The organism is Halomonas sp. DP3Y7-2, from assembly GCF_019800795.1.
Lineage (GTDB): Bacteria > Pseudomonadota > Gammaproteobacteria > Pseudomonadales > Halomonadaceae > Halomonas > Halomonas litopenaei_A.
On the sequence record NZ_JAHVKJ010000010.1, the window covers coordinates 204,930 to 224,487 of the forward strand.

The window sequence follows — 19,558 nt, forward strand, 5'->3', positions numbered from 1 at the left end:
GACGTAACGCTTTAGACTTACGAATTGTCCTGGGTAGATAAAAGCGGTGTTAGGAGCTGCAGTAAGAGCTGTGCTGGGAACTATGTCAGGCTCTTGATGTCGAGCCGCTTGCATGTGCTGCAAGTGAGAACTCTGCTCGTGTCACGCCCTGCGTTATTCATGTCAGTGCGGTGAAGAAAACACGCTGTGATCGAAACACTTGATAGGCATCCGTCATGCTTCACGCTGCCTGCGCTATATCCGCCATACCCGCCATACTCTGGCCAGTGTGCAGCGCACGCTGGTATTGCGGTGGGCTCGGGGTAGAGACGTTCCATGACAGGGGTCTGGCCATTCCGTGAAGTCCTGACATGATGAAGCGCGTTCAGGAGATGGCACCGACCTGGTCGGTTGCCCATGGGGATCACGCCAGGCGAACTGGGTGAACGCTCCCCGCTGACTATCCGGGTCAGCGGGTCTTTTGTGTGAGATGCTGTTGTGACCAGCCTCTTAGCACCCAGTGAGAGGACTGCACGCCTCTCCGGTCCAGTCGCACTATCGTGATGAATCCGCTGACGGGGCAGGAGGGCGTCGAGATCGTCGTGATCGAGCCCTTCGTCCTGGACCCACGGCTGCATCCTCCCGCCGAGTGAGCAAACGCTTTACAGCCATTGCCATGGCCCGCATCCTTTCTGCATGAGGGCGCCGAGCATGTAGCGCGCCTGTACCGGCACCGCGCGGAGGACACCATGGAAGCGGAACTGTTGGAAATCAGCCAGCACATGGGGCGCTTCCCGCCCTTTGATGGCCTCACGGATGAGCTGCTGGATGAGGTGGCGAGCCAGGTACAGGTCAGCTATTTCAAGGCGGGCTCGACGATTCTCGAGCTCGATGCGGTGCACGAGGAGTTCTGCTACATCCGCAGTGGCGCGGTGGAGGTCTCGCGCCGCAACGGCGAGCTTTACAACCTGCTTGGCGAGGGCGATATCTTTGGCCATTTCAGCCTGTTGCGCCACAGCAGAGTTCGCTTTCCCGCCAAGGCGCTGGAAGACAGTCTGATCTACTTCATTCCCGAGGCCATGTTCCATCGGCTGTGCGAGGCCGATGAAGCCTTCTCTGACTTTGTCGAGGTGGATCGCCCCCGGCTCGAGACGGCGGTCGAAAGCCAGCGCAAGAACAACGACATGATGGTGACGCGGATCCGCAAGCTGCTGACCCGCTATCCGGTGATGGTGGAGGCCCGTGCAACGGTGCAACACGCGGCCCGCCAGATCAGCGACTTCCAGGCGTCCGCCGTGCTGGTGCTGGACAAGCCCGGGGACAACCCCCGCTATACCTTCAAGGACAGCGAGGGCACCTACTGGCAAGTGACCGGGATCCTCACCGACAGCGATTTTCGTACCAAGGTGGTCGCCGAGGGGCTGTCACCGAATACCCCGGTAGGGGAGGTGGCGGGTCGTCGGCTGATCGCGATACAGTCCGATGAGTCGGTGCAGGAAGCGATGCTGTGCATGTTGCGTAACAACATCCATCATCTGCCGGTCATGCATCGGCGCTCACCGGTGGGCATCGTGCATCTGTCCGATATCATTCGCTACGAGACCCAGAGCAGCCTATATCTGGTGAGCAATATCTTTCACCAGCCATCGGTGGAGAGTCTGGCCAAGCTGGCCCCCGACGTGCAGGCAGCGTTCGTGCGGATGGTGCATGATGGCGCCGACTCGCAGATGGTGGGCAAGGCGCTGTCGACCATCGGTCGCAGCTTTACCCGGCGCCTTTTGGAAATGGCGGAAGAGGAGTTGGGGCCGCCACCGGTTCCTTACTGCTTCATGGCGTTGGGTTCCATGGCGCGCAACGAGCAGAGCATTGTCACCGACCAGGATAACGCCCTGGTTCTCTCCGACGACTTCGACCCGGCGCTACATGACGAGTACTTCGCCACCATGGCCAAACGCGTCAGTGATGGCCTTGCCGCCTGCGGGTACACCTACTGCAAGGGCGACGTGATGGCCACCAATCCCAAGTGGCGTCAGCCCTTGGCGGTATGGAAGCGCTATTTCACGCAGTGGATCGAGCAGCCCTCGCCGGAGGGGCTGTTGCACAGCTCCATCTTCTTCGACCTGGATACCGTGCATGGCGACAACCCGCTGGTGGAAGCCTTGCAGGACCTGGTGGCTACCAAGGCATCACAGCACAAGCGCTTCCTGGCTGCCATGGCGCGCAATGCCCTCAACCGTACGCCGCCACTTGGCTTCTTTCGGACGTTTGTGATGGAGAAGGACGGCAAGCACAACAACTCGATCAACTTGAAGCGCCGGGGCACCGCTCCCATGGTCGATCTGATTCGTATCCATGCCCTGGCCTGTGGGTCCCGTGCCCAGAACAGCTTCGATCGACTCGATGACATCGACCGCACTCAGCTGCTGGCGCCAGGCGTCAGTGACCGGCTGCGCTACGCGCTGGAGTTTCTGTCGATGTCGCGGATTCGCCATCAGGTCATCGATCTCGAGCATGAGCAGCAGCCGGACAACAACATCGAGCCCGAAAACGTGTCCAGCGAAGAGCGCCATCACCTGAAGGATGCCTTCCAGGCGCTCAGCAATGCCCAGAAGTTTCTCAAGTTTCGCTACCCGATGACGCACAGGTAGGCGGCCATGCCACTCCTTCGACCCAAGACACGCTCGGCCCCTGACTGGCACGACTACCTGGTGGCCCGGCGCCAGCAGAGTCGTCAGCGTGCCCTGGTGGACTTCTTTGCTGGTGCGGATCTGTCCCCGATCCTGCCCGTGCAGGAGGCCCCGCTGATGGCCCTGGATCTGGAAACCACTGGGCTGGACCCCAAGCGAGACGAGATCGTGTCGATTGGCCTGGTACCGTTCTCACTGTCACGGATTCGTCTGTCGGAGCGACGCTACTGGGTGGTCAGGCCGCACCGCACGCTCAAGGCCGAATCGGTCACCTTCCATCACATCACCCACGCCGATATCCAGGGAGCACCGCGCATCGAAGAGGTGCTCGAGGAGGTCTTCGAGGCGATGGCCGGGCACCTGCTGGTGGTGCACTATCGCCACATCGAAAGGGCCTTTCTGCAGGCTGCCGTGCAGGCTAAGTGGCAGGAGACTCTGAGTTTTCCGGTCATCGACACCATGTCCCTGGAGGCGAGAATCCATCGGCAATCACTGATGGCGCGCTTTCGACGCTGGATGGGGCGGCCGCCGGCCTCCATCCGCCTGCATGACAGCCGGGTGCGCTATGGCCTGCCTCACTACCACGGACATCATGCCTTGACCGATGCTATCGCCACGGCCGAGCTGCTGCAGGCCCAGGTCGCCGGCAACTACGCTCCGGAAACGCCCATCGGAATGCTCTGGAGTTGAGCCTTAGGCTGGCCTTCCCACAGCAGTGGCGGGTGGACCCCTGCGACACTGCCGGGTCGTCCGTTCGGTGACCGTGTCAGCAGGCGATAGGTTTTTCCTCGATAGGGTTGATAGAGGATGGTGGTGGCGTTCTCGGGTAGCGGAAGCTGATCGTCGCTGGTGACGATGCGACCGTTCGGATGGGAAGCCCACCAGCGATCCACCTCGTCGTCCTCCAACTCGACCAGAGGGCGTTGCAGCCGGCCAAGATACTGGAACTGGTCCGCGTAGCGCCCGGCGTAGGCAACGGGAGTTCCGCGAGTCTCCAGCTGGTGGAGTCGCTGGGCCAGAGGAGTAAGGTCATAGCGTTGTGTCAGCAGCGGGCGGGTGCTGACCAGCAGGCAGGTCAGGGTGACCGGCCACACCAGCAGGGCCAGGCGCGAAGAGCGTTGAGGAGCAGCGATCATGGCCAGCAGCAGGGGAACCAGCGCCAGCGCGCGATAGCCATTGTGAACAGGCGTAACGCCTCCCAGTGTCTGCAAGAGCTCCGGCATGACCAGCAGCAGCGGGACTGCCAGCCATGGCATATGTCGTAGCCATCTGCCGTGGCTTGCCAGCAGTGGCTGCCCCTTGCCAGGCAAGCCCAGGCTGATCCACAGCGCAGCGAAGGGCAGTGTCGGGATCAGGTAGTGCGCCTGCTTGCCACTGATCAGGCTCAGTACAAGGACCGCTGGCAGCACGCCGAGCAGAGCCAGGCGGGCCAGTCGGGACGTCAGTCGGGGACGCCACCACAACGATGTCATCGACCAGGGAAACAGCGCGAGCGGGATTAGCGGCAGGTACCAGTACCAGGGGCGGGCGTGGGCAAAGGAATGACTGACCCTGCCGGCAAACTGGCCCCACAGGATGTCACGGGCATAGTCGGCTCCACCGGCCTGTGCCGCGGGCAAGGCCCAGGCCAGGCCCATGGCCAGGCCGATTGTCCCAGAGCCACAGAGTGCCATCGCGCTGGCGCCAAGTGAGCGCGGCGACCACCAGCCGATTCCCAGCGCCAGCGGCAGCCAATACAGCAGTATCACCGGCCCCTTGGCCAGCAATCCGAGTCCCAGTCCCACGCCGCTCATCACTACCCAACCTGTCCCCCCGTATCGCGCTAGGCCGACCAGGCCGAGCACTGCCAGCAGCAGGCAGGTGGTCAGCAGAATGTCGAACATCGATAGCGGCAAGAAGACCGACCAGAGCGTCATGCCCAGCAGTAGCCCGGGAGCCCAGCGCGCCTGTGCGACGCTTTGCGGGAATCCGACGCGAACAATGGCCACCAGCAGGGGATAGCTCAGTAGACCCACCAAAGGCACCGCAAGGCGCCCGACCGGGTCGTCGGTGCCGAAGATCGCCCAGGCCAGATGAATGAGCCAGAACAGCAGGGGAGGCTTGTGGGCATAGGGCTCGCCATTGAGCTGGGGTACCAGCCAAAGGTGGCGCTGCCACATTTCCCAGGCAACACCCAGATAGCGGGTCTCGTCGATGGGCATCAACGGAGTAGATGCCACGCGCACGATGGTCAGCAACGCTGCCGCCAGCATCACCGTGGTCAATGGTGTCAAATGGGGCAGGGGTAGCTTGGACAGGGAGTGCTGGGATAGGGAGTGCTTGGATAGGCAGTGCTTGGACAGGGATCGCTTAAGCAACGTCAGCTTGGACATGACAGGCTCCATCAACGGATGCCCGCCACCCTAGACGACAAACCTTAGCAGAGGCTTATCCGGCAGGAGGGTGCTGCTTTTCAGGCGGCCATAACGACCATCGGCGGCCACAAGGCCGCCGATGGTAGATGATACGAAGCTGTCAGGCCGAATCAGACGGCCTTGGGCTCGCTCATCAGGCCCTTGATGATGGCGTAACTGGCCACCAGCAGCACCAGCGTGAACGGCAGACCGGTCGACACGGCTGCCGCCTGCAGCGCTGTCAGGCCACCACCCAGCAGCAGGGCAATGGCAATGGCGCCTTCGATCAGTGCCCAGAACACGCGCTGCGGCTTGGGGGCATCGACCTTGCCACCTGCGGTGATCGAGTCAATGACCAGAGAGCCGGAGTCGGACGAGGTCACGAAGAACACGATGACCAGCACGATGCCGATGAACGACGTGATCGACGCCAGCGGCAGCTCACCCAGCATGGCGAACAGCTTCAGCTCCAGTGCGGCATCCTGCACACCCTGGAAGCCATCGGTGATGTACTGCTCGATGGCGGTGCCGCCGAACGACGTCATCCACAGTACCGAGACCAGGGTCGGTACCAGCAGCACGGCCGTCAGGAACTCGCGCACGGTGCGGCCACGGCTGACACGGGCGATGAACATGCCGACGAACGGTGACCAGGAGATCCACCAGGCCCAGTAGAAGGCAGTCCAGCCCTGCACGAAGTTGGCGTCTTCACGGCCGAAGGGGTTGGACAGTGCTGGCAGTTCAGCCAGGTAGTGTCCCAGGTTGGAGAAGAAGCCGGTGGCAATCGCCAGGGTTGGGCCAACGATGATCACGAAGGCCAGCAGCAGGAACGCCAGCACCATGTTGACCTGGGACAGGCGCTGTACGCCCTTGTCGACGCCCAGCATGATGGAGCAGAGCGCCACGCCAGTGATCGCGACAATCAGCAGCACCATGGTGGTGTCGGTGTTCGGCGTGCCAAACAGCTCGTTGAGGCCGGCGGCTGCCTGGGAGGCACCGAGACCCAGCGAGGTCGCCAGACCGAACAAGGTGGCGAACACCGCCAGGATGTCGATCAGGTGTCCAGGCCAGCCCCACACGCGTTCACCCAGAATCGGGTAGAACACGGAGCGCATGGTCAGCGGCAGGCCCTTGTTGAACGAAAAGATGGCCAGCGACAGGCCGACAATGGCGTAGGCTGCCCAGGGGTGGAGCCCCCAGTGGAAGATGGTAGCGGCCATGCCCAGGTTGACGGCGGCCTGTTCATCGCCAGCGGCGCCGCCAAGAGGCGCCCAGTCAGTGCGAATACCGTTGTCACCGACGGTCGTGCCACCCAGCGCCGTCGAGAAGTGCGACATCGGCTCGGACACGCCGTAGAACATCAGGCCGATGCCCATGCCGGCGGCGAACAGCATGGCGAACCAGCCCATGTAACTGTAGTCAGGTGTCGCGTGAGCACCACCGATACGGACCTTGCCCAGAGGGGTGAAGATCAGCCCCAGCGACAGCAGCACGAAGACGTTGCCGCCCAGCAGGAAGACCCACGACAGGTTGCTGGTCAGCCAACCGCGGATGCCGTTGAAGAACGGCTCGGCGCTGGTCTGGAAGGCCAGGGTCAGGATAACGAACACCAGAATCAGCAGCGATGAGACGGAGAAGACCTTGCCGTGCAGGTCGACGTCCACGCCGAAGGATTTGGTGACGATATTGTCCTGACCGATGACGTAATCGGTATCGATCAGATTGGCGGGCCCGTCCGGGGCCGGTACCCCCTCGCTGCCGGTATCGGCGCTCGAGGGCTTGTGGTTAGGGTCTGTTTCCACGTGCGATCTCCCTTGCGTTTGAAGATGAGGTGCAAAGTGTTGCTGCCGTCAAGCCATGCTGCTGTCACTCGTTGCTCGTTTGTTGTGCCAGTCTGTTGGCCGTGCCTGCCTGAAGTGTGGCCTGTCTGAAGGCGCTTGCCAGCGGCATCTTCAACGGCAGGGGCCGAGGACGCGCTGCCAATGCTGCCACAAGCATGTCACATTCCGCGGCTGTAGAGCGTTCCCGCGACGACAGCGTGGAGGACATCAACGACAGCAGGGGCGCCCTGGGGCACCCCTGAAAACGGCCGCGTCGGAGTGACGCAACACGGTAAAGTGGGCTCAGGCTTCGCCCAGCCACTCCTTGACGACGTCCGGATGGTTCTCGACCCACTGCTTGGCATTTTCATAGGGGTCGGCGTCGTCTTCCTGATTCATCAGCATGACTTCGCCCATCATTTCCGGGGTCCACTCGAAGTTTTCGAGAATCGAGTAGGCCTCCGGCATGTCGTCCTCGAGCCCCTGGCGAACGATGGTGTGAATCTGCTCGGCACCACCGTAGACGCCCTGCGGGTCGTCGAGATACTTGAGATCCCAGCGGGCGAACATCCAGTGCGGTGTCCAGGAGGTCACCACGATGGGCTCGCCGCGGTCGATGGCACTGCCCAGTGCCGCCGTCATCGTGGCGCCGCTGCCAGTGCGCAGGTCCAGATCGAGATCATAGGCATCGACCACTTCCTCGGTCAGGCGCATCAGGCCCGCGCCGGGATCGATACCAATGATCTCGCCATTGAATTCGTCAGCGTGGTCGTTCAGCTCGTCAATGGAGCTGATATCCGCGTCCGCCGGGACCACCAGGCCGAGCTTGGTGCCGTCGAGGTTGACCCCAGCATCGACCAGTTGGTCCTTGAGGCGAGCGTAGTAGTCCTCATGGGTGGTCGGCAGCCAGCCGGCCAGCAGTGCATCAGCGTCGCCGCTGGCGACGGACTGCCACATGGCGGCGGCGGACAGGGCGGACGTTTCGACCTCGTAGCCGGCCTGTTCCAGTACGGCACGAACCACGTTGGTAGAGGCGACAGTGGAGGACCACTCCACGTAGGCCAGGTGCACGGAGCCCTTGTCCTGAGCGTTCACGCCAGTGGCGACGGCGCTGACGGCTAGCGCCAGGCCGAGGGTACGGGTTGCCTTCAGTGACATGCTGTGACTCTCCTTGCGATGAGTGAAACAGGTTCCATCAGCCGTGTTTCCAAGCTGTTAAAGCCTGAAGCAGGCGGTGGCATCTTGCAAATGGATGGGGCGCGCGGGCGTCAACGGCCGTGCCCCATCCGTAGCTGCCAGCCCTTACTGCTTGCGTTCCTTGCGCAGTGACTGGGTCAGACGGTCGAGCAACATCGCCAGAATGACCACGGCGATGCCAGCCTCGAAGCCGTCACCCGGGCGCAGGCGCTGGATCGCGCGCCAGACTTCGCTACCCAGACCGTCGGCGCCGATCATGGCCGCAATGACGACCATGGACAGGGCCAGCATGATGGTCTGGTTGATGCCGGCCATCACGGTCGGCAGGGACAGCGGCAGCTGAACCTTGAACAGCTTCTGGCCTCGGGTGGCGCCATAGGCGTCCGCGGCTTCGATCAGCTCCACCGGCACCTGGCGGATACCCAGAGTGGTGAAACGGATCGCCGGGGGCATCGAGAAGATGACAGTGGCAAAGATCGCGGACACCGAGCCGATGCCGAAGAAGGGGATAGCCGGAATCAGGTAGACGAAGGCCGGCATCGTCTGCATGAAGTCCAGAATCGGCATGATCGCTCGGTACAGCCTGTCCGATAGCGCTGCGGCGATGCCCACGGGCAGTGCGATGATCACGGCAACCAGGGTGGCGATCACCACCAGCGTCAGGGTCTCGATCATCGGATCCCAGAGGCCCAGGTCCCAGATGAGTCCCAGGCCAATCACCGCACCGATGGCAAGGCGCGGGCTGGCCAGTTTCCAGCACAGGCCTGCGATGATCACCAGCAGAGCCCAGTCGGGAAGCCACATCAGTGCATCGTTGAGACCATCAATACCGGTCTGGGTGAATCGCGAGATGCCGCGGGTGACACCAGAATACTCTGTGGTCAGCCAGTTCAGCCCAGTCTCGATCCAGTCTCCGAGGGGAATGCGAGGAATCTCGATCGCCATTATTGATCTCCTGCCTGTGCCAGTTCATCCAGTACCGCGCCCTTGACGACGACGCCCAGCAGGCGTCGTTCGTCGTCGATCACGGCGATCGGGAAGCTCTTCTCGTTGAACAGGGCGAAGAGATTATGCAACGGCTCGTCGGGGCCCACCGTGCGGAAGTCCTGCGTGAGTACACCATCGAGACGATCCTGACCGGCTTGAATGGCCGTGTTGGCAGCGTCTGCCTCGACCAGCCCCATCAGCTTACGGTCTCGGCTGGTGACGTAGATCGAGTCCATGGCGTTTTCTTTCATCTTGCGCAGCGCCGTACGCGGACCGTCATCTTCTCGCGCGGTGGCACGCACCGGACGCATGGCGCTGGATGCCGTCAATACCCGCGACATGTCGACGCCTTCAATGAAGCGTTCCACGTAGTCGTCGGCGGGTTTGGTCAGGATTTCCTCGGGCGTGCCGATCTGCACCACTTCACCGTCCTTGAGCAGCACGATGCGATCACCGATGTTCAGCGCCTCATCCAGGTCATGGGTGATGAATACGGTGGTCTTCTTCATGCGGTGCTGAAGCTCCAGCAACTCCTGCTGCATGTCCTTGCGAATCAATGGATCCAGCGCCGAGAAGGCCTCGTCCATCAGCAGCACGCTGGCGTCGTTGGCCAGTGCCCTGGCCAGGCCCACCCGCTGCTGCATACCCCCGGACAGCTGATTGGGATAGGCATCCTCCCAGCCCTTGAGGCCAACCTGGGAGAGGGCGTCGCGGGCCGTCTTGGCTCGGGTATCCGCGTCGATGCCGCGAATCTCGAGGCCGAATTCGGCGTTTTGCTGCACCGTGCGATGGGGAAACAGAGCAAAGTTCTGAAACACCATTGAAAAGTGCCTGCGACGGCATTCCAGCAGCGCCTTGTCGGACAGCTGGGGAATATCTTCGCCATCGATGACGATCTCGCCTTCGGTCGGCTCGATCAGCCGGTTCAGACAGCGAATCAAGGTGGACTTGCCGGAGCCGGACAGGCCCATGATGACCAGCAGCTCACCTTCATGGACGTCGAAGTCGATGTTCGACAGGCCCAGCGTCTGGCCGGTTTTCTCGAGGATGTCGGGACGCTTGAGTCCCTCGTCGCGAAGCTTGAGCGCCTTCTTTGGCTGGTCGCCGAAGACCTTGCTCAGCCCGCGAACCTTGATCTTGACGGATCGGTTATCGCTCATGGGTACGGGATGCCTTTTCAGGTGACGTGTTGGCTCCCAGGCGCTCGAACGATGAAGGTCGACGTCATGCGGTCGTTGGCGTCGGCGTTCATCGTCCAATGCTGGAAGCTAGGCCTCGGGGCTGCGGCTTTCCCTGCCGCGGCCACGCTGGGTGAAAGCATGCCATCTTTCACCGTTGAGGCGCAGAAAAGTGCAATACCCTAAAGGTCTTTGAAAGATCATTCAAATTAAGCATGGGGGCGAGGAGTGCTTGAAAGCAATCTCGCGCAGGGCAAGGGGTTGTGCATGAGAGCCATCGCCACCCATGCCGTTTAGGCATGGAAGCGAGGAAGTTTTGTGGCTTTTCGCGACGGGCTGTGGGCCTTGTGGCAGGGGCCTCAGCGAGCCCGTGATAGTCGGATCAGGCGCCCCGGGTTGGCGTCGGTCAACAGGTAGACGGCCCCTTCGGGACCCAACCTGACGTCGCGTATTCGTCCCACTTCGCCGTCGAGAATGACCTCTCTTTCGATCAACTGATCGGCGTCGAAACGCAGTCTCACCAGGCGTTCGCTGCGAAGGCCTCCGGCCAGCAGGTCACCTTGCCAGTCCGCAAACTCATTGCCGCTCACCACGGCCAGGCCCGAAGGCGCGAAGCGCCCTTCGAACACGTGCAGCGGGTCGCGCTTGCCCGGTGCGCTGTCCACGCCCAGTGGCAGGTTGGTGGCGTAGTCGCGGCCACGGGTGACGTCCGGCCAGCCATAGTTCTCGCCAGGCTGGATGAGGTTGAGCTCATCACCACCACGAGGACCATGTTCGGTGGCCCACAGGCGACCATCGGCGGCCAGGGCCAGCCCCTGGGGGTTGCGATGACCGAGGGAGTAGAGTTCCGCTGCCGCGCCTTCGATAGCAGGGTTGTCAGTGGCTGGCGCGCCCTCCGCCGTCATGCGCAACAGGCTGCCGGCATGGTCTCGCGCATCTTGTGCCCGCTCGCCATCGCCACGGTCGCCGATGCTCAGCCACAGCAGACCCTGGTGATCGAACAGCAGCCTGCCCCCGTAGTGACGTCCAGGTCGAGAAAATCGGTTCTGCACGAATACCGGCTCGACGCGGCCGAGCCTTTCACCGTCCCACCACACGCGAGATACAGCGGTGGCATCGCCCTCGGCGTCTTTATCCTGGGAGTCGTCAGTCTGGGCGGGACGCGCCCAGGCAAAGTAGAGCCAGTCGTGGACGCCGTCGCCATAGTCCGGGTGCAGGGCCAGGTCGAAGAGTCCGCCTTGTCCCTGGGTCGACACCTCGGGAAGCCCGGTCAACGTGTCGACCTGGCCGTCGTCGATCAGGGCGAGCGAGCCGTGCTGCTCGCCGACCAGCAGGCGTCCATCCGGCAGGAACGTCAGCGACCAGGGGGTATCCAGCGCGTCCGTGATCACTTCCAGTGCCACCGGATGGTAGAGCCCGGGCACTTCGGTCGGCGGCGGTTCCGCCCAGGCGGATGGGGCCGTTGCGGTCAATGACAGAGTCAGGATAAGGCGGCGGATCATGCAGTCTCCCGTTGATCAAGATGCCTGGCTCCGACAGCATCGCTGTCTCGACAGACGCTACAACAGCAATGCCAGCAGTGCCGGCAGATAGATCAAGGATAGCAGGGTGGAGCAGAACACCAGGCTGGCCACGTAGGCGGGTTCGCGTTGGGACTTCTGGGCAAACAGGTAGTTGAACACTGCTACCGGCATGCTCATCTGCACGACCAGAATGGCAAGGGCGGTGGGGGGCAGCGATAGCCAGGTACCCACACCCCAGGCCACCCCGGCCGCCATCGGAATCCGCAGCAGGCTGAACCAGACCCCTGAACGCAGGCTTCTGACCTGAATACTGGCCAGGGATACCCCCAGGGTGATCAGCATCAATGGCACGGTGAAGCCAGAGATAAGGTCAACGCTGTTCTGCAGCCACAGCGGCAGCTGGGTGTCCGTGAACAGCAAGGCCATCGAGATCAGGATGGCGTAGACGGTTGGGGTCTTGATCAATGACTTGAAGGGATTGCCACGGCTGGCCAGCATCGTGCCCAGGGTGAATTGGAACAGCGAGACCGTGACCATCACGGTGATGCCGAAGGCAAAGCCTGCCTGGCCAAAGGCGTAGAGCACGACCGGCAACCCCATGTTGCCGGTATTTGGGTACATGGTGGGCGCCAGCAGCACGCGCCAGTCCCGACGCAGGATGACGGCCAGCAGGAAGGTCAGGGCGGCCATGGCGCACAGCACCAGCGCGGCCGCCAGCATCGTTCGGCCAAAGCTCGACGCATCGATGTCGGCGCCGGCCAGAGAGGCGATGACCAGCGACGGGGTGCCGATGTTGAACACCAGCTTGGTCACGAAGGCCACCGGGTAGTCGAAGCCGCGTCGAATCCAGAAGAACCCGAGGCCTGCTCCGGTGATAACCGGGGCCATTACCGCAAAGAGTTCGGCAAACATGGAAGCGCAATCTCCTGGAGGTTGGGGAGGTCAGCGCTCACGCGCCAGGCGCGAGCGCTCGGCCTGGCGTTCAAGCGACATGGTCAGTCTTTCGATCAAGCCCGCGGTCAGGCGTTGTTCCACGGGATCATTGCCGTGCTGTTCCAGTGCCTCGAGCAGCTGCTCGCCGGTAGCACGCATATGTTCGGGTGGCTCGCCCCGGGCACTGGCGCCGTAGTCGTCTGCCAAGGCTGCGGCAAAGCGGTCGAGCGCCTGTCGTATCGGGGTTGCCTGTTCGCCGAGGCGGCGCCTCAGGTGCAGGCTGGCGTAGCCCAGGTCCAGGCCGACCAGCCCCAGCGATAGCAGATAGCGCCGCTGTTCCGGGAGCGCATCATCATGCCGGGCGAGACTCAGCAGGCGGTCGGCCATGGTACCACCAAAGCGCGTTTCTGCCTGGTGAGGCGGTCTTTGCCACAGGCGATGCAGGTCGCTGACCGTTGCTTTCACCAGGCGGCGCTTGCGCACCGCCAGGGGGAGGCCCGGCAACAGGCGAAACGCCGTGACCACGGTGGAGAGGCCGATCACCAGTGCAATGGCGCGGTTGAGAAAGCCATCGAAGGTGAGATCCATGCCATTGCCGGGCATGGTCAACAGGATGTTGCCGATGGTGAAGGCCAGGCAGTATCCCATCAGCCGCGGATTGGCGGCACCGAGCAGCCCGACGAACAGTGGAGGCATGAAGACCAGCGCCAGGGTCACGATATCGTTAGCCTGGGCCAGCAGCACGTGTCCGAACAGGAAGGCACTCGGTATGGCCGCCAGCATGCCCTTGAGGAAGGTCGCGGCGACCATGGCAGGGTTGTCGCGAGTGGCGAAGAACGCCGAGAACAGGGTGCCGACCAGCATCGCGACCTGGCCATTGTCCCAGGCGGTGTAGCGCCAGAAGGTCGCCAGCAGGGCGAACACCAGTCCTGCCCGCAGGCCATTCAGGGCTGCTGCCAGGTGGTCCCTGTGCCACGCCAGGGCGGGTGCCTTCAGTCGGCGTTTGCCAGGGGTATGAATGGCCTCACGCGCATCGAGGATGACCAGCGCATGGCCCAGGGCTTCGCGCATGCCCATATTGAGACGTAGCTGTAGCAGGGCCTCGGCGCCGTCACGGTCCCCGGTCGTGGCCGGATCGAGATGCTCACCAGCAGGTCCGGAAGGGGGGCTGGAAGTGACGCCAGACGTGCTGTCAGACGTGTTGAGAGACGTGCCATCAACAGCGCCGCGACAAGGACCGCCTTTGTCGATGCCGCGCTCGACGCACTTGAGGGCGCGGTGGCGAAGTTGCAGCAGGCGCTCACGGGCCTGGCTCACCCCTTGCCCCTCGGCGCTAAGACGCAGACCTTCCGCCATGTCCCGGGCCAGCTGGCGGGTCTCGGCGGGCAGGCGATCGCCGTGGTAGCGCAGCAGCTGCTGCAGGGCATGCAGGATGGCCAGCAGGCGTGAGGTGCGACGTGTCAGCACATGGCTGGCGCGAATACGTCCACTGCCCTCCGGGCCTTCATAACGTGCCGCCTGACTGTCGGTCTCAAGCTGGGTCAGTGGCGTCAGGGTGGCGGTCAGGGTGGACTGCAAGGCGCCGATGTCGTCGCTGTTGTTGAGGCGCAGGGCACCATGGAGAAAGGCATGATTGACCACCTGGTCAGCCAGGTCGGCCAGATGGTCGCGTACCTGGATCGGCCACAACAGGGCACTGACCAGGGTGGCGCAAATGGCGCCCAGGGCCAGTTCCGACAGGCGTGCAACGGCAATCGCGAACAGCCCCCCGGGGGCACTGGCGGTGATGATCACGATCAACATGGCGGTGACTGCCGCCATGATGCAGCCGTAGGACGCGTTGTTACGGGTCAACGAGGCAGCGTAGGCACACACGGATATCCACAGCGTCAGGCACACCAGGGCTGGCGTGGGGGCCTGAACGAAGGCAGCCATGATGGCGATGCCGGCGACGCAGCCGATGAGGGTGCCGCTGAGCTGACTGATACCTTTTTCAAGGACCATGCCGCTCATGGGGCGAATTTGCAGAAAGGCGGCGGAGATCAGTGCCCAGTAGGGGCGGTCGAGGTCGCACCAGAGCGCGATATACAGAGCCAGCAACATGGCCAGCGTCGCCTTGATGGCAAACTTGACCGCGCTGGCCGGCGGCGTCAGATAGGCGTGCCACCACACAGAGAAGGGCATCAGCGCGACTCTTGCTGGACGCGTACCGTAGCGGTCATGCCTGCGCTCAGTTCAAGCCCTTCGGGTAGCTCATCCAGGGCAATACGCACGGGAATGCGTTGTGCCAGGCGTACCCAGCTGAAGGTCGGCTCGACCTGGGGCAGCAGCTGGTTGTTGGGCGCCGTGTTGTCGTCGGCAATCCCGCGACCGATGCTCTCGACGTGGCCAGCCAGCTCGATATCTCCGCTCATCAGAATCACCGTGGCGGGATCCCCGACCGCAAACGCTGGGCGTTTGGTCTCTTCGAAGTAGGCGGTCACATAGTAGGACCCTTCAACCACCAGGGCCATGACGGCGGTGCCACGGGTGACGTAGTTGCCTTGGGCAAGCTGCAGGTTCAGCACATGCCCTGCCGCCGGGGCGGTGACGTCGGTGCGCTCCAGATCGAGACGCGCGCTTGCCAGGTCGCTGCGGGCCTGATCCAGGGTGGCGGCGGCCACATCCCGGTTGCGATTGGCGCTCTCCTGGTTTTCGGCACTGATGGCCTGGCGGCTCAGTTGCGCACGACGAGACGCTTCATGTTCACGCAGCGCCAGTTCCGCCTCGCGCTGGGCGACGATGGCAGAGGCCTTGTCGAAGGCCGCTTGATAGCGCGCCTGGTCGATACGAAAGAGCGTCTGTCCAGCGTCCACGCGAACGTTGTCGTCCACGGCCAGCTCAGTGACTCGGCCGGAGACATCGGGTGCAATGGTGATGATCTCGGCGCCGATACGGGCGTCCCGTGTCCAGGGCGTATAAAGGTAGTAATGCCAGAGCCATAGTCCGCAGGCGATGGCGACGGCGACCACGATCAAGGTGATCAGCGCACGTAGCGACTTGCGCATTCAGGTGGCTCCAGGGGTAAGGGCACCGAGCCAGGCGAAGGCGGCGGTGCAGATGACGAACAATGAGGTATCCAGCCACGCCTCGTGCCAGTAGCGGGAGCTGCCCAGCCAGCGATGCAGCAGCCAGCGCAGTGTCGCGGCCATGAGCAGGCCGAGGATCGCGTAGACCAGCAGGGGACTGAAGTAGATGCCGCCCAGGGCGACTTCCTTGAGCGCCATGGAATGTCTCCTGGGCAAACCAAGTGCCGGATGCGTTACGTGAATCGAGTAAGCCAGAGCGAGTAAGCCAGAGAAAGGTTAGCAAACAACGGACGTTGACGGCAGCCCTGCCGTCCCATGTCGCGTCTTTGCGCCTGACGTTGGTAGTGAGGTAGCGGCTGTTGATGTGGAGGAGGAGCTGACCTGCGGGAGGTGGCCTATGGGGAGCAAGCTCGCGACGGCAGAGGCCTTGGGTCAGCCAGCGGCCTGGCGGCGCGCAAGTGGCTCTTGGCGCTGGCCGATCCAGTTGGTAGGCACCGCATCACGCAGGTGATCCAGCAGGGCAGTGACCTTGCGCGGCTGATGACCGAAGCCATATAGCAGTGTCACCGGCAGGGGCGTCAGCGACCAGTGATCAAGGCAGCGCACCAGTTCCCCAGGGTGGTGACGCTCCCGGGCTTCAACCATCCACACCGGCAACACGCCAATGCCCCGGCCGCGCGCAATGGCATCTACATGCAGCATGGACTGATCGACCCGAAAACGAGAGGCCGGCGGCTGAAAATGCACCTGACCGCCCTGGCGGTGAGTCAGGGTGATGCCGTTCTGGCTTTCCCCCATCAGGTCAATCCAGGCGTGGTGGGCCAGGGCATCCGGGGATTCAGGCTCGCCGTGGTGGGCGAGGTAGTCGGGATGGGCATAGATGCCACGCTCCAGAGCGCCAAGGCGCTCCTGGCGTAGGTTGCCGTCCTCTACCTGGCCAAGCCAGACGCATACACCCTGGAAGTCGGGGTCCCTGGCAGCCACTTCCCCCGTGCTCAGGGTCAGACGCACGGCGGGATGTTTCTCGAGAAAGGTCTCCATCACACCACCCAGCCAGCTACGGGTCAGGGTGCGGTGTGCCTCGACATGGAGCTCGCCACTGACGTCTTCGCGCAGGCTGTCGAGGGTGCGCTGTCCCTGATCGGCCAGCTTCAGTATCTCGCGACTGATGACGTAGTAGCGCTGTCCTGCTTCTGTGGGCAACAGCTGATTGGCCTGCCGCTTGAGCAATGGCTGGCCTAGACGTGCCTCCAGCTGACTGATCCGCCGGCTCAGGGTCGACTTGGCCAGGCCCAGCTGAATCGCACTCTGGGTCAGGCTTCCGGTCTCCATGACACGGTTGAAGGCTAGCAGTTCGTCGAGGTCAGGCATCACATCACGCAGGCGTGCTGAAGAAGAGGAAGAGGCCTTGCAGTATGCCATGCGCTGACGCGGATGAAAATCATTCTCTAGGGCTGCGGCGCAGCGTCGCCGAGGCAAGAACGGGGCCCTCGCGTGTCTCTCGTGACGTTCGAGCCACAGATCCCGATTGCGGATGGCCTGTTGCGGACGACCTGTTGCGGATGGCCTGTTGCGAAGGGTGCAACGCGGTGTTTTGCAGCAATTATGAAACTTTGATGGAAGAATCTAAATGATAAATATTCACATTCATAAAGGCTTCGTCTTTAGACCCACGACCCAGCGGGCCGAAGCCAGAGCAAGAGCCACCAGGTGGATTGCCACCTCACTCGGAGCAAAAAACGATGTTGTCTCACCCCCTGCCGCGTCATCCTCTGTCGATCAGCATTCGCCGCCTTGCCATCGGGCTGGCGGGAGCCTCCGTATGCACGGCCCTGCCGGTGTTGGCCGCTGATGATGTTGCCCTGGATGACGTGGTGGTCACCGCCGCCGGCTTCGATCAAAGCGTGGCCGATGCGCCGGCCTCGATCAGCGTGGTGACCCGGGAAGACCTGGAAAAACGCTATTACCAGGACGTGACCGATGCGCTGCGCGACGTTCCGGGGGTCATCGTGACCGGCGGTGGCGGTGGCGACAATGGCTATGACATAAGCATGCGCGGCATGCCCGCCAAGTACACCCTGTTGCTGATCGACGGCCGTCGTGTCAGCACCCGCGAGACCCGTCCCAATGGCAGCGCCGGCTTCGAGCAGGATTGGCTGCCGCCGCTGCAGGCGATCGAGCGTATCGAGGTGGTGCGTGGCCCGATGGCGACCCTTTACGGTTCCGACGCTATCGGCGGTGTCATCAACGTGATCACCCGCAAGGTGGCCGATGAATGGCACGGCAACCTGCAGCTGGACACAATTCTGCAGCAGGACAGCGATTCTGGCGACAGCCGGCAGGCCAACTTCTATGCCTCTGGGCCGCTGTCCGAGGGACTGCTCGGGCTGACGGTGTACGGACGTGCCACCCAGCGGGATGAAGACAACATTATCAATGGCTACGAAGACAAGCAGGTCCAGAGCTTGACCGCGAGGCTGTCGCTGACGCCCTCCGACAATCATGATCTGGCGCTCGAGGCCAGCCGTACCGAGCAGGATCGCGAAGCCTTGCTCGGTAACAGCGTCGACCCGGACGGCTGCCGTGGTGGCTGTGAAGACAGCTTTGACGAGTTCACCCAGGAATACGTGGCCCTGACCCATACCGGTCGCTTCTCCTTTGGTACCACAGAGACCTACGTCCAGCGCGAAGAAGCCCGCAACAAGACTCGCGAGATGGAGATCACCAACACCAACGCCAAGTCGAGCCTGGTCATGCCACTGGGCGCGCATATTGTCACCGTCGGCGCCAGCTTCGAAGAGGAAGAGCTGGACGACCAGACCTCGAATCAGATTTCCGATCTGACCAACGTGCGCAACAGTCAGTGGGCCCTGTTTGCCGAAGACGAGTGGATGCTCCTCGACGACTGGTCGCTGACCGGCGGGGTGCGTATGGATCACGACGAGAACTACGGCTCTGAAGTCAGCCCTCGCTTGTACAGCGTCTGGCACATGACCTCCGACTGGACGCTGAAGGGCGGTGTCTCCACCGGCTACCGGGCACCGGATCTGCGCGAGATCACCCCTGGCTGGGGGCAGGTCAGCCGCGGCGGCAACATCTACGGCAACCCGGATCTCGAGCCGGAAACGTCGGTCAACAAGGAACTGGGGCTTCTGTACAACAATGCCAGCGGTCTGTCTGCCAGCGCCACCGTGTTCCACAACGACTTTGACGACAAGATCACCCGAATCGCCTGTCCGGTAGATATCTGCACGGATGGCCCTAACCAGTTCGGCAGCAACCCGACCTATCGAGTCAATGTCGATGAAGCCGAAACGCAGGGCGTCGAGCTGTCGCTGTCGACCCCCATCGGCCAGTCGTTGGAGCTGTCCGCCAGCTACACCTACACCGACTCCGAACAGAAGAGCGGCGAGTACGAAGGCGAGCCCCTGACCCAGCTGCCCGAGCATGAATTCTCCGCCAACCTCGACTGGGAGGTGAGCGACCGTCTGTCCCAGTGGACACGCGTGACCTATCGCGGTGACGAAAGTCAGCCCACCACCGGACCGTCGCAGAGTGCCATCGTGGCGCCGGACTACACCTTCGTCGACACCGGCATCGGCTATCAGCTGACCGACGCCGCTCGCGTCAACGTCGGCATCTACAACCTCTTTGATGAAGACATCGACTACGACGAGTACGGCTACGTCGAAGATGGACGCCGCGTCTGGCTCGGCTTGAACGTCGACTTCTAAGGAAGAGCGTCAGCGTCCCGCTCCGTCGAACGCACCGTTCCGATATGAGCGAGGAGGTT

The 19,558-nt window shown here is 62.7% G+C and carries 14 protein-coding genes; 3 read left to right on the forward strand and 11 right to left on the reverse strand.

What is annotated here, in order from left to right; translation table 11 throughout:
• Positions 1–728 precede the first annotated feature (728 nt).
• Entirely contained in the window at positions 729–2,627 is a 1,899-nt protein-coding gene (locus KUV45_RS13255) for a DUF294 nucleotidyltransferase-like domain-containing protein (protein WP_222161760.1), read from the forward strand.
• A gap of 6 nt (positions 2,628–2,633) precedes the next feature.
• On the forward strand, positions 2,634–3,356 hold the full coding sequence (locus KUV45_RS13260) for a 3'-5' exonuclease (protein ID WP_206939689.1): 723 nt from the start codon (positions 2,634–2,636) through the stop codon (positions 3,354–3,356).
• Here KUV45_RS13260 and KUV45_RS13265 read toward each other — a convergent pair.
• From KUV45_RS13265 to KUV45_RS13315, 11 genes are all read right to left on the reverse strand, one after another.
• The gene (locus KUV45_RS13265) at positions 3,317–5,038 is read right to left on the reverse strand and encodes a glycosyltransferase family 39 protein (protein ID WP_222161761.1); all 1,722 of its coding nucleotides are present in this window, start codon (positions 5,036–5,038) and stop codon (positions 3,317–3,319) included. The genes KUV45_RS13260 and KUV45_RS13265 overlap by 40 nt on opposite strands.
• A gap of 152 nt (positions 5,039–5,190) precedes the next feature.
• Positions 5,191–6,861 (reverse strand): BCCT family transporter, encoded by a 1,671-nt coding sequence (locus KUV45_RS13270; RefSeq protein WP_206939685.1) that lies wholly within the window; start codon positions 6,859–6,861, stop codon positions 5,191–5,193.
• A gap of 321 nt (positions 6,862–7,182) precedes the next feature.
• Positions 7,183–8,037, reverse strand: a complete 855-nt coding sequence (locus KUV45_RS13275; protein WP_206939683.1) for a glycine betaine ABC transporter substrate-binding protein — start codon at positions 8,035–8,037, stop codon at positions 7,183–7,185.
• A gap of 144 nt (positions 8,038–8,181) precedes the next feature.
• Positions 8,182–9,015: a proline/glycine betaine ABC transporter permease gene (locus tag KUV45_RS13280; RefSeq protein ID WP_308126719.1), complete on the reverse strand. Its 834-nt coding sequence runs from the start codon at positions 9,013–9,015 to the stop codon at positions 8,182–8,184.
• Positions 9,016–9,020: 5 nt separating this feature from the next.
• Complete coding sequence (locus KUV45_RS13285) at positions 9,021–10,223, reverse strand: glycine betaine/L-proline ABC transporter ATP-binding protein (protein WP_206939680.1); 1,203 nt, start codon at positions 10,221–10,223, stop codon at positions 9,021–9,023.
• 377 nt (positions 10,224–10,600) lie between these two features.
• Complete coding sequence (locus tag KUV45_RS13290; protein ID WP_222161762.1) at positions 10,601–11,743, reverse strand: PQQ-dependent sugar dehydrogenase; 1,143 nt, start codon at positions 11,741–11,743, stop codon at positions 10,601–10,603.
• Between the two features lie 57 nt (positions 11,744–11,800).
• Complete coding sequence (locus tag KUV45_RS13295) at positions 11,801–12,676, reverse strand: AEC family transporter (RefSeq protein WP_206939676.1); 876 nt, start codon at positions 12,674–12,676, stop codon at positions 11,801–11,803.
• Positions 12,677–12,706: 30 nt separating this feature from the next.
• The gene (locus KUV45_RS13300) at positions 12,707–14,881 is read right to left on the reverse strand and encodes an FUSC family protein (RefSeq protein ID WP_222161763.1); all 2,175 of its coding nucleotides are present in this window, start codon (positions 14,879–14,881) and stop codon (positions 12,707–12,709) included.
• A complete protein-coding gene (locus KUV45_RS13305; protein ID WP_206939672.1) occupies positions 14,881–15,744 on the reverse strand; it encodes an efflux RND transporter periplasmic adaptor subunit in 864 nt (287 codons plus the stop codon). The genes KUV45_RS13300 and KUV45_RS13305 overlap by 1 nt, the downstream gene beginning before the upstream one ends.
• The gene (locus tag KUV45_RS13310; protein ID WP_222161764.1) at positions 15,745–15,963 is read right to left on the reverse strand and encodes a DUF1656 domain-containing protein; all 219 of its coding nucleotides are present in this window, start codon (positions 15,961–15,963) and stop codon (positions 15,745–15,747) included. It lies immediately after the preceding gene.
• A gap of 234 nt (positions 15,964–16,197) precedes the next feature.
• Entirely contained in the window at positions 16,198–17,187 is a 990-nt protein-coding gene (locus KUV45_RS13315) for a LysR family transcriptional regulator (protein WP_224851824.1), read from the reverse strand.
• Positions 17,188–17,507: 320 nt separating this feature from the next.
• Here KUV45_RS13315 and KUV45_RS13320 point away from each other — a divergent pair, with 320 nt between their 5' ends.
• Complete coding sequence (locus tag KUV45_RS13320; protein ID WP_222161765.1) at positions 17,508–19,499, forward strand: ligand-gated channel protein; 1,992 nt, start codon at positions 17,508–17,510, stop codon at positions 19,497–19,499.
• Positions 19,500–19,558: the final 59 nt, after the last annotated feature.

Coding starts and splice junctions, on each gene's coding strand:
- KUV45_RS13255 (WP_222161760.1), top strand. CDS start 729: ATGGAAGCGGAACTGTTGGAAATCAGCCAGCACATGGGGCGCTTCCCG.
- KUV45_RS13260 (WP_206939689.1), top strand. CDS start 2,634: ATGCCACTCCTTCGACCCAAGACACGCTCGGCCCCTGACTGGCACGAC.
- KUV45_RS13265 (WP_222161761.1), bottom strand. CDS start 5,038: ATGTCCAAGCTGACGTTGCTTAAGCGATCCCTGTCCAAGCACTGCCTA.
- KUV45_RS13275 (WP_206939683.1), bottom strand. CDS start 8,037: ATGTCACTGAAGGCAACCCGTACCCTCGGCCTGGCGCTAGCCGTCAGC.
- KUV45_RS13285 (WP_206939680.1), bottom strand. CDS start 10,223: ATGAGCGATAACCGATCCGTCAAGATCAAGGTTCGCGGGCTGAGCAAG.
- KUV45_RS13290 (WP_222161762.1), bottom strand. CDS start 11,743: ATGATCCGCCGCCTTATCCTGACTCTGTCATTGACCGCAACGGCCCCA.
- KUV45_RS13295 (WP_206939676.1), bottom strand. CDS start 12,676: ATGTTTGCCGAACTCTTTGCGGTAATGGCCCCGGTTATCACCGGAGCA.
- KUV45_RS13300 (WP_222161763.1), bottom strand. CDS start 14,881: ATGCCCTTCTCTGTGTGGTGGCACGCCTATCTGACGCCGCCGGCCAGC.
- KUV45_RS13305 (WP_206939672.1), bottom strand. CDS start 15,744: ATGCGCAAGTCGCTACGTGCGCTGATCACCTTGATCGTGGTCGCCGTC.
- KUV45_RS13310 (WP_222161764.1), bottom strand. CDS start 15,963: ATGGCGCTCAAGGAAGTCGCCCTGGGCGGCATCTACTTCAGTCCCCTG.
- KUV45_RS13315 (WP_224851824.1), bottom strand. CDS start 17,187: ATGGCATACTGCAAGGCCTCTTCCTCTTCTTCAGCACGCCTGCGTGAT.
- KUV45_RS13320 (WP_222161765.1), top strand. CDS start 17,508: ATGTTGTCTCACCCCCTGCCGCGTCATCCTCTGTCGATCAGCATTCGC.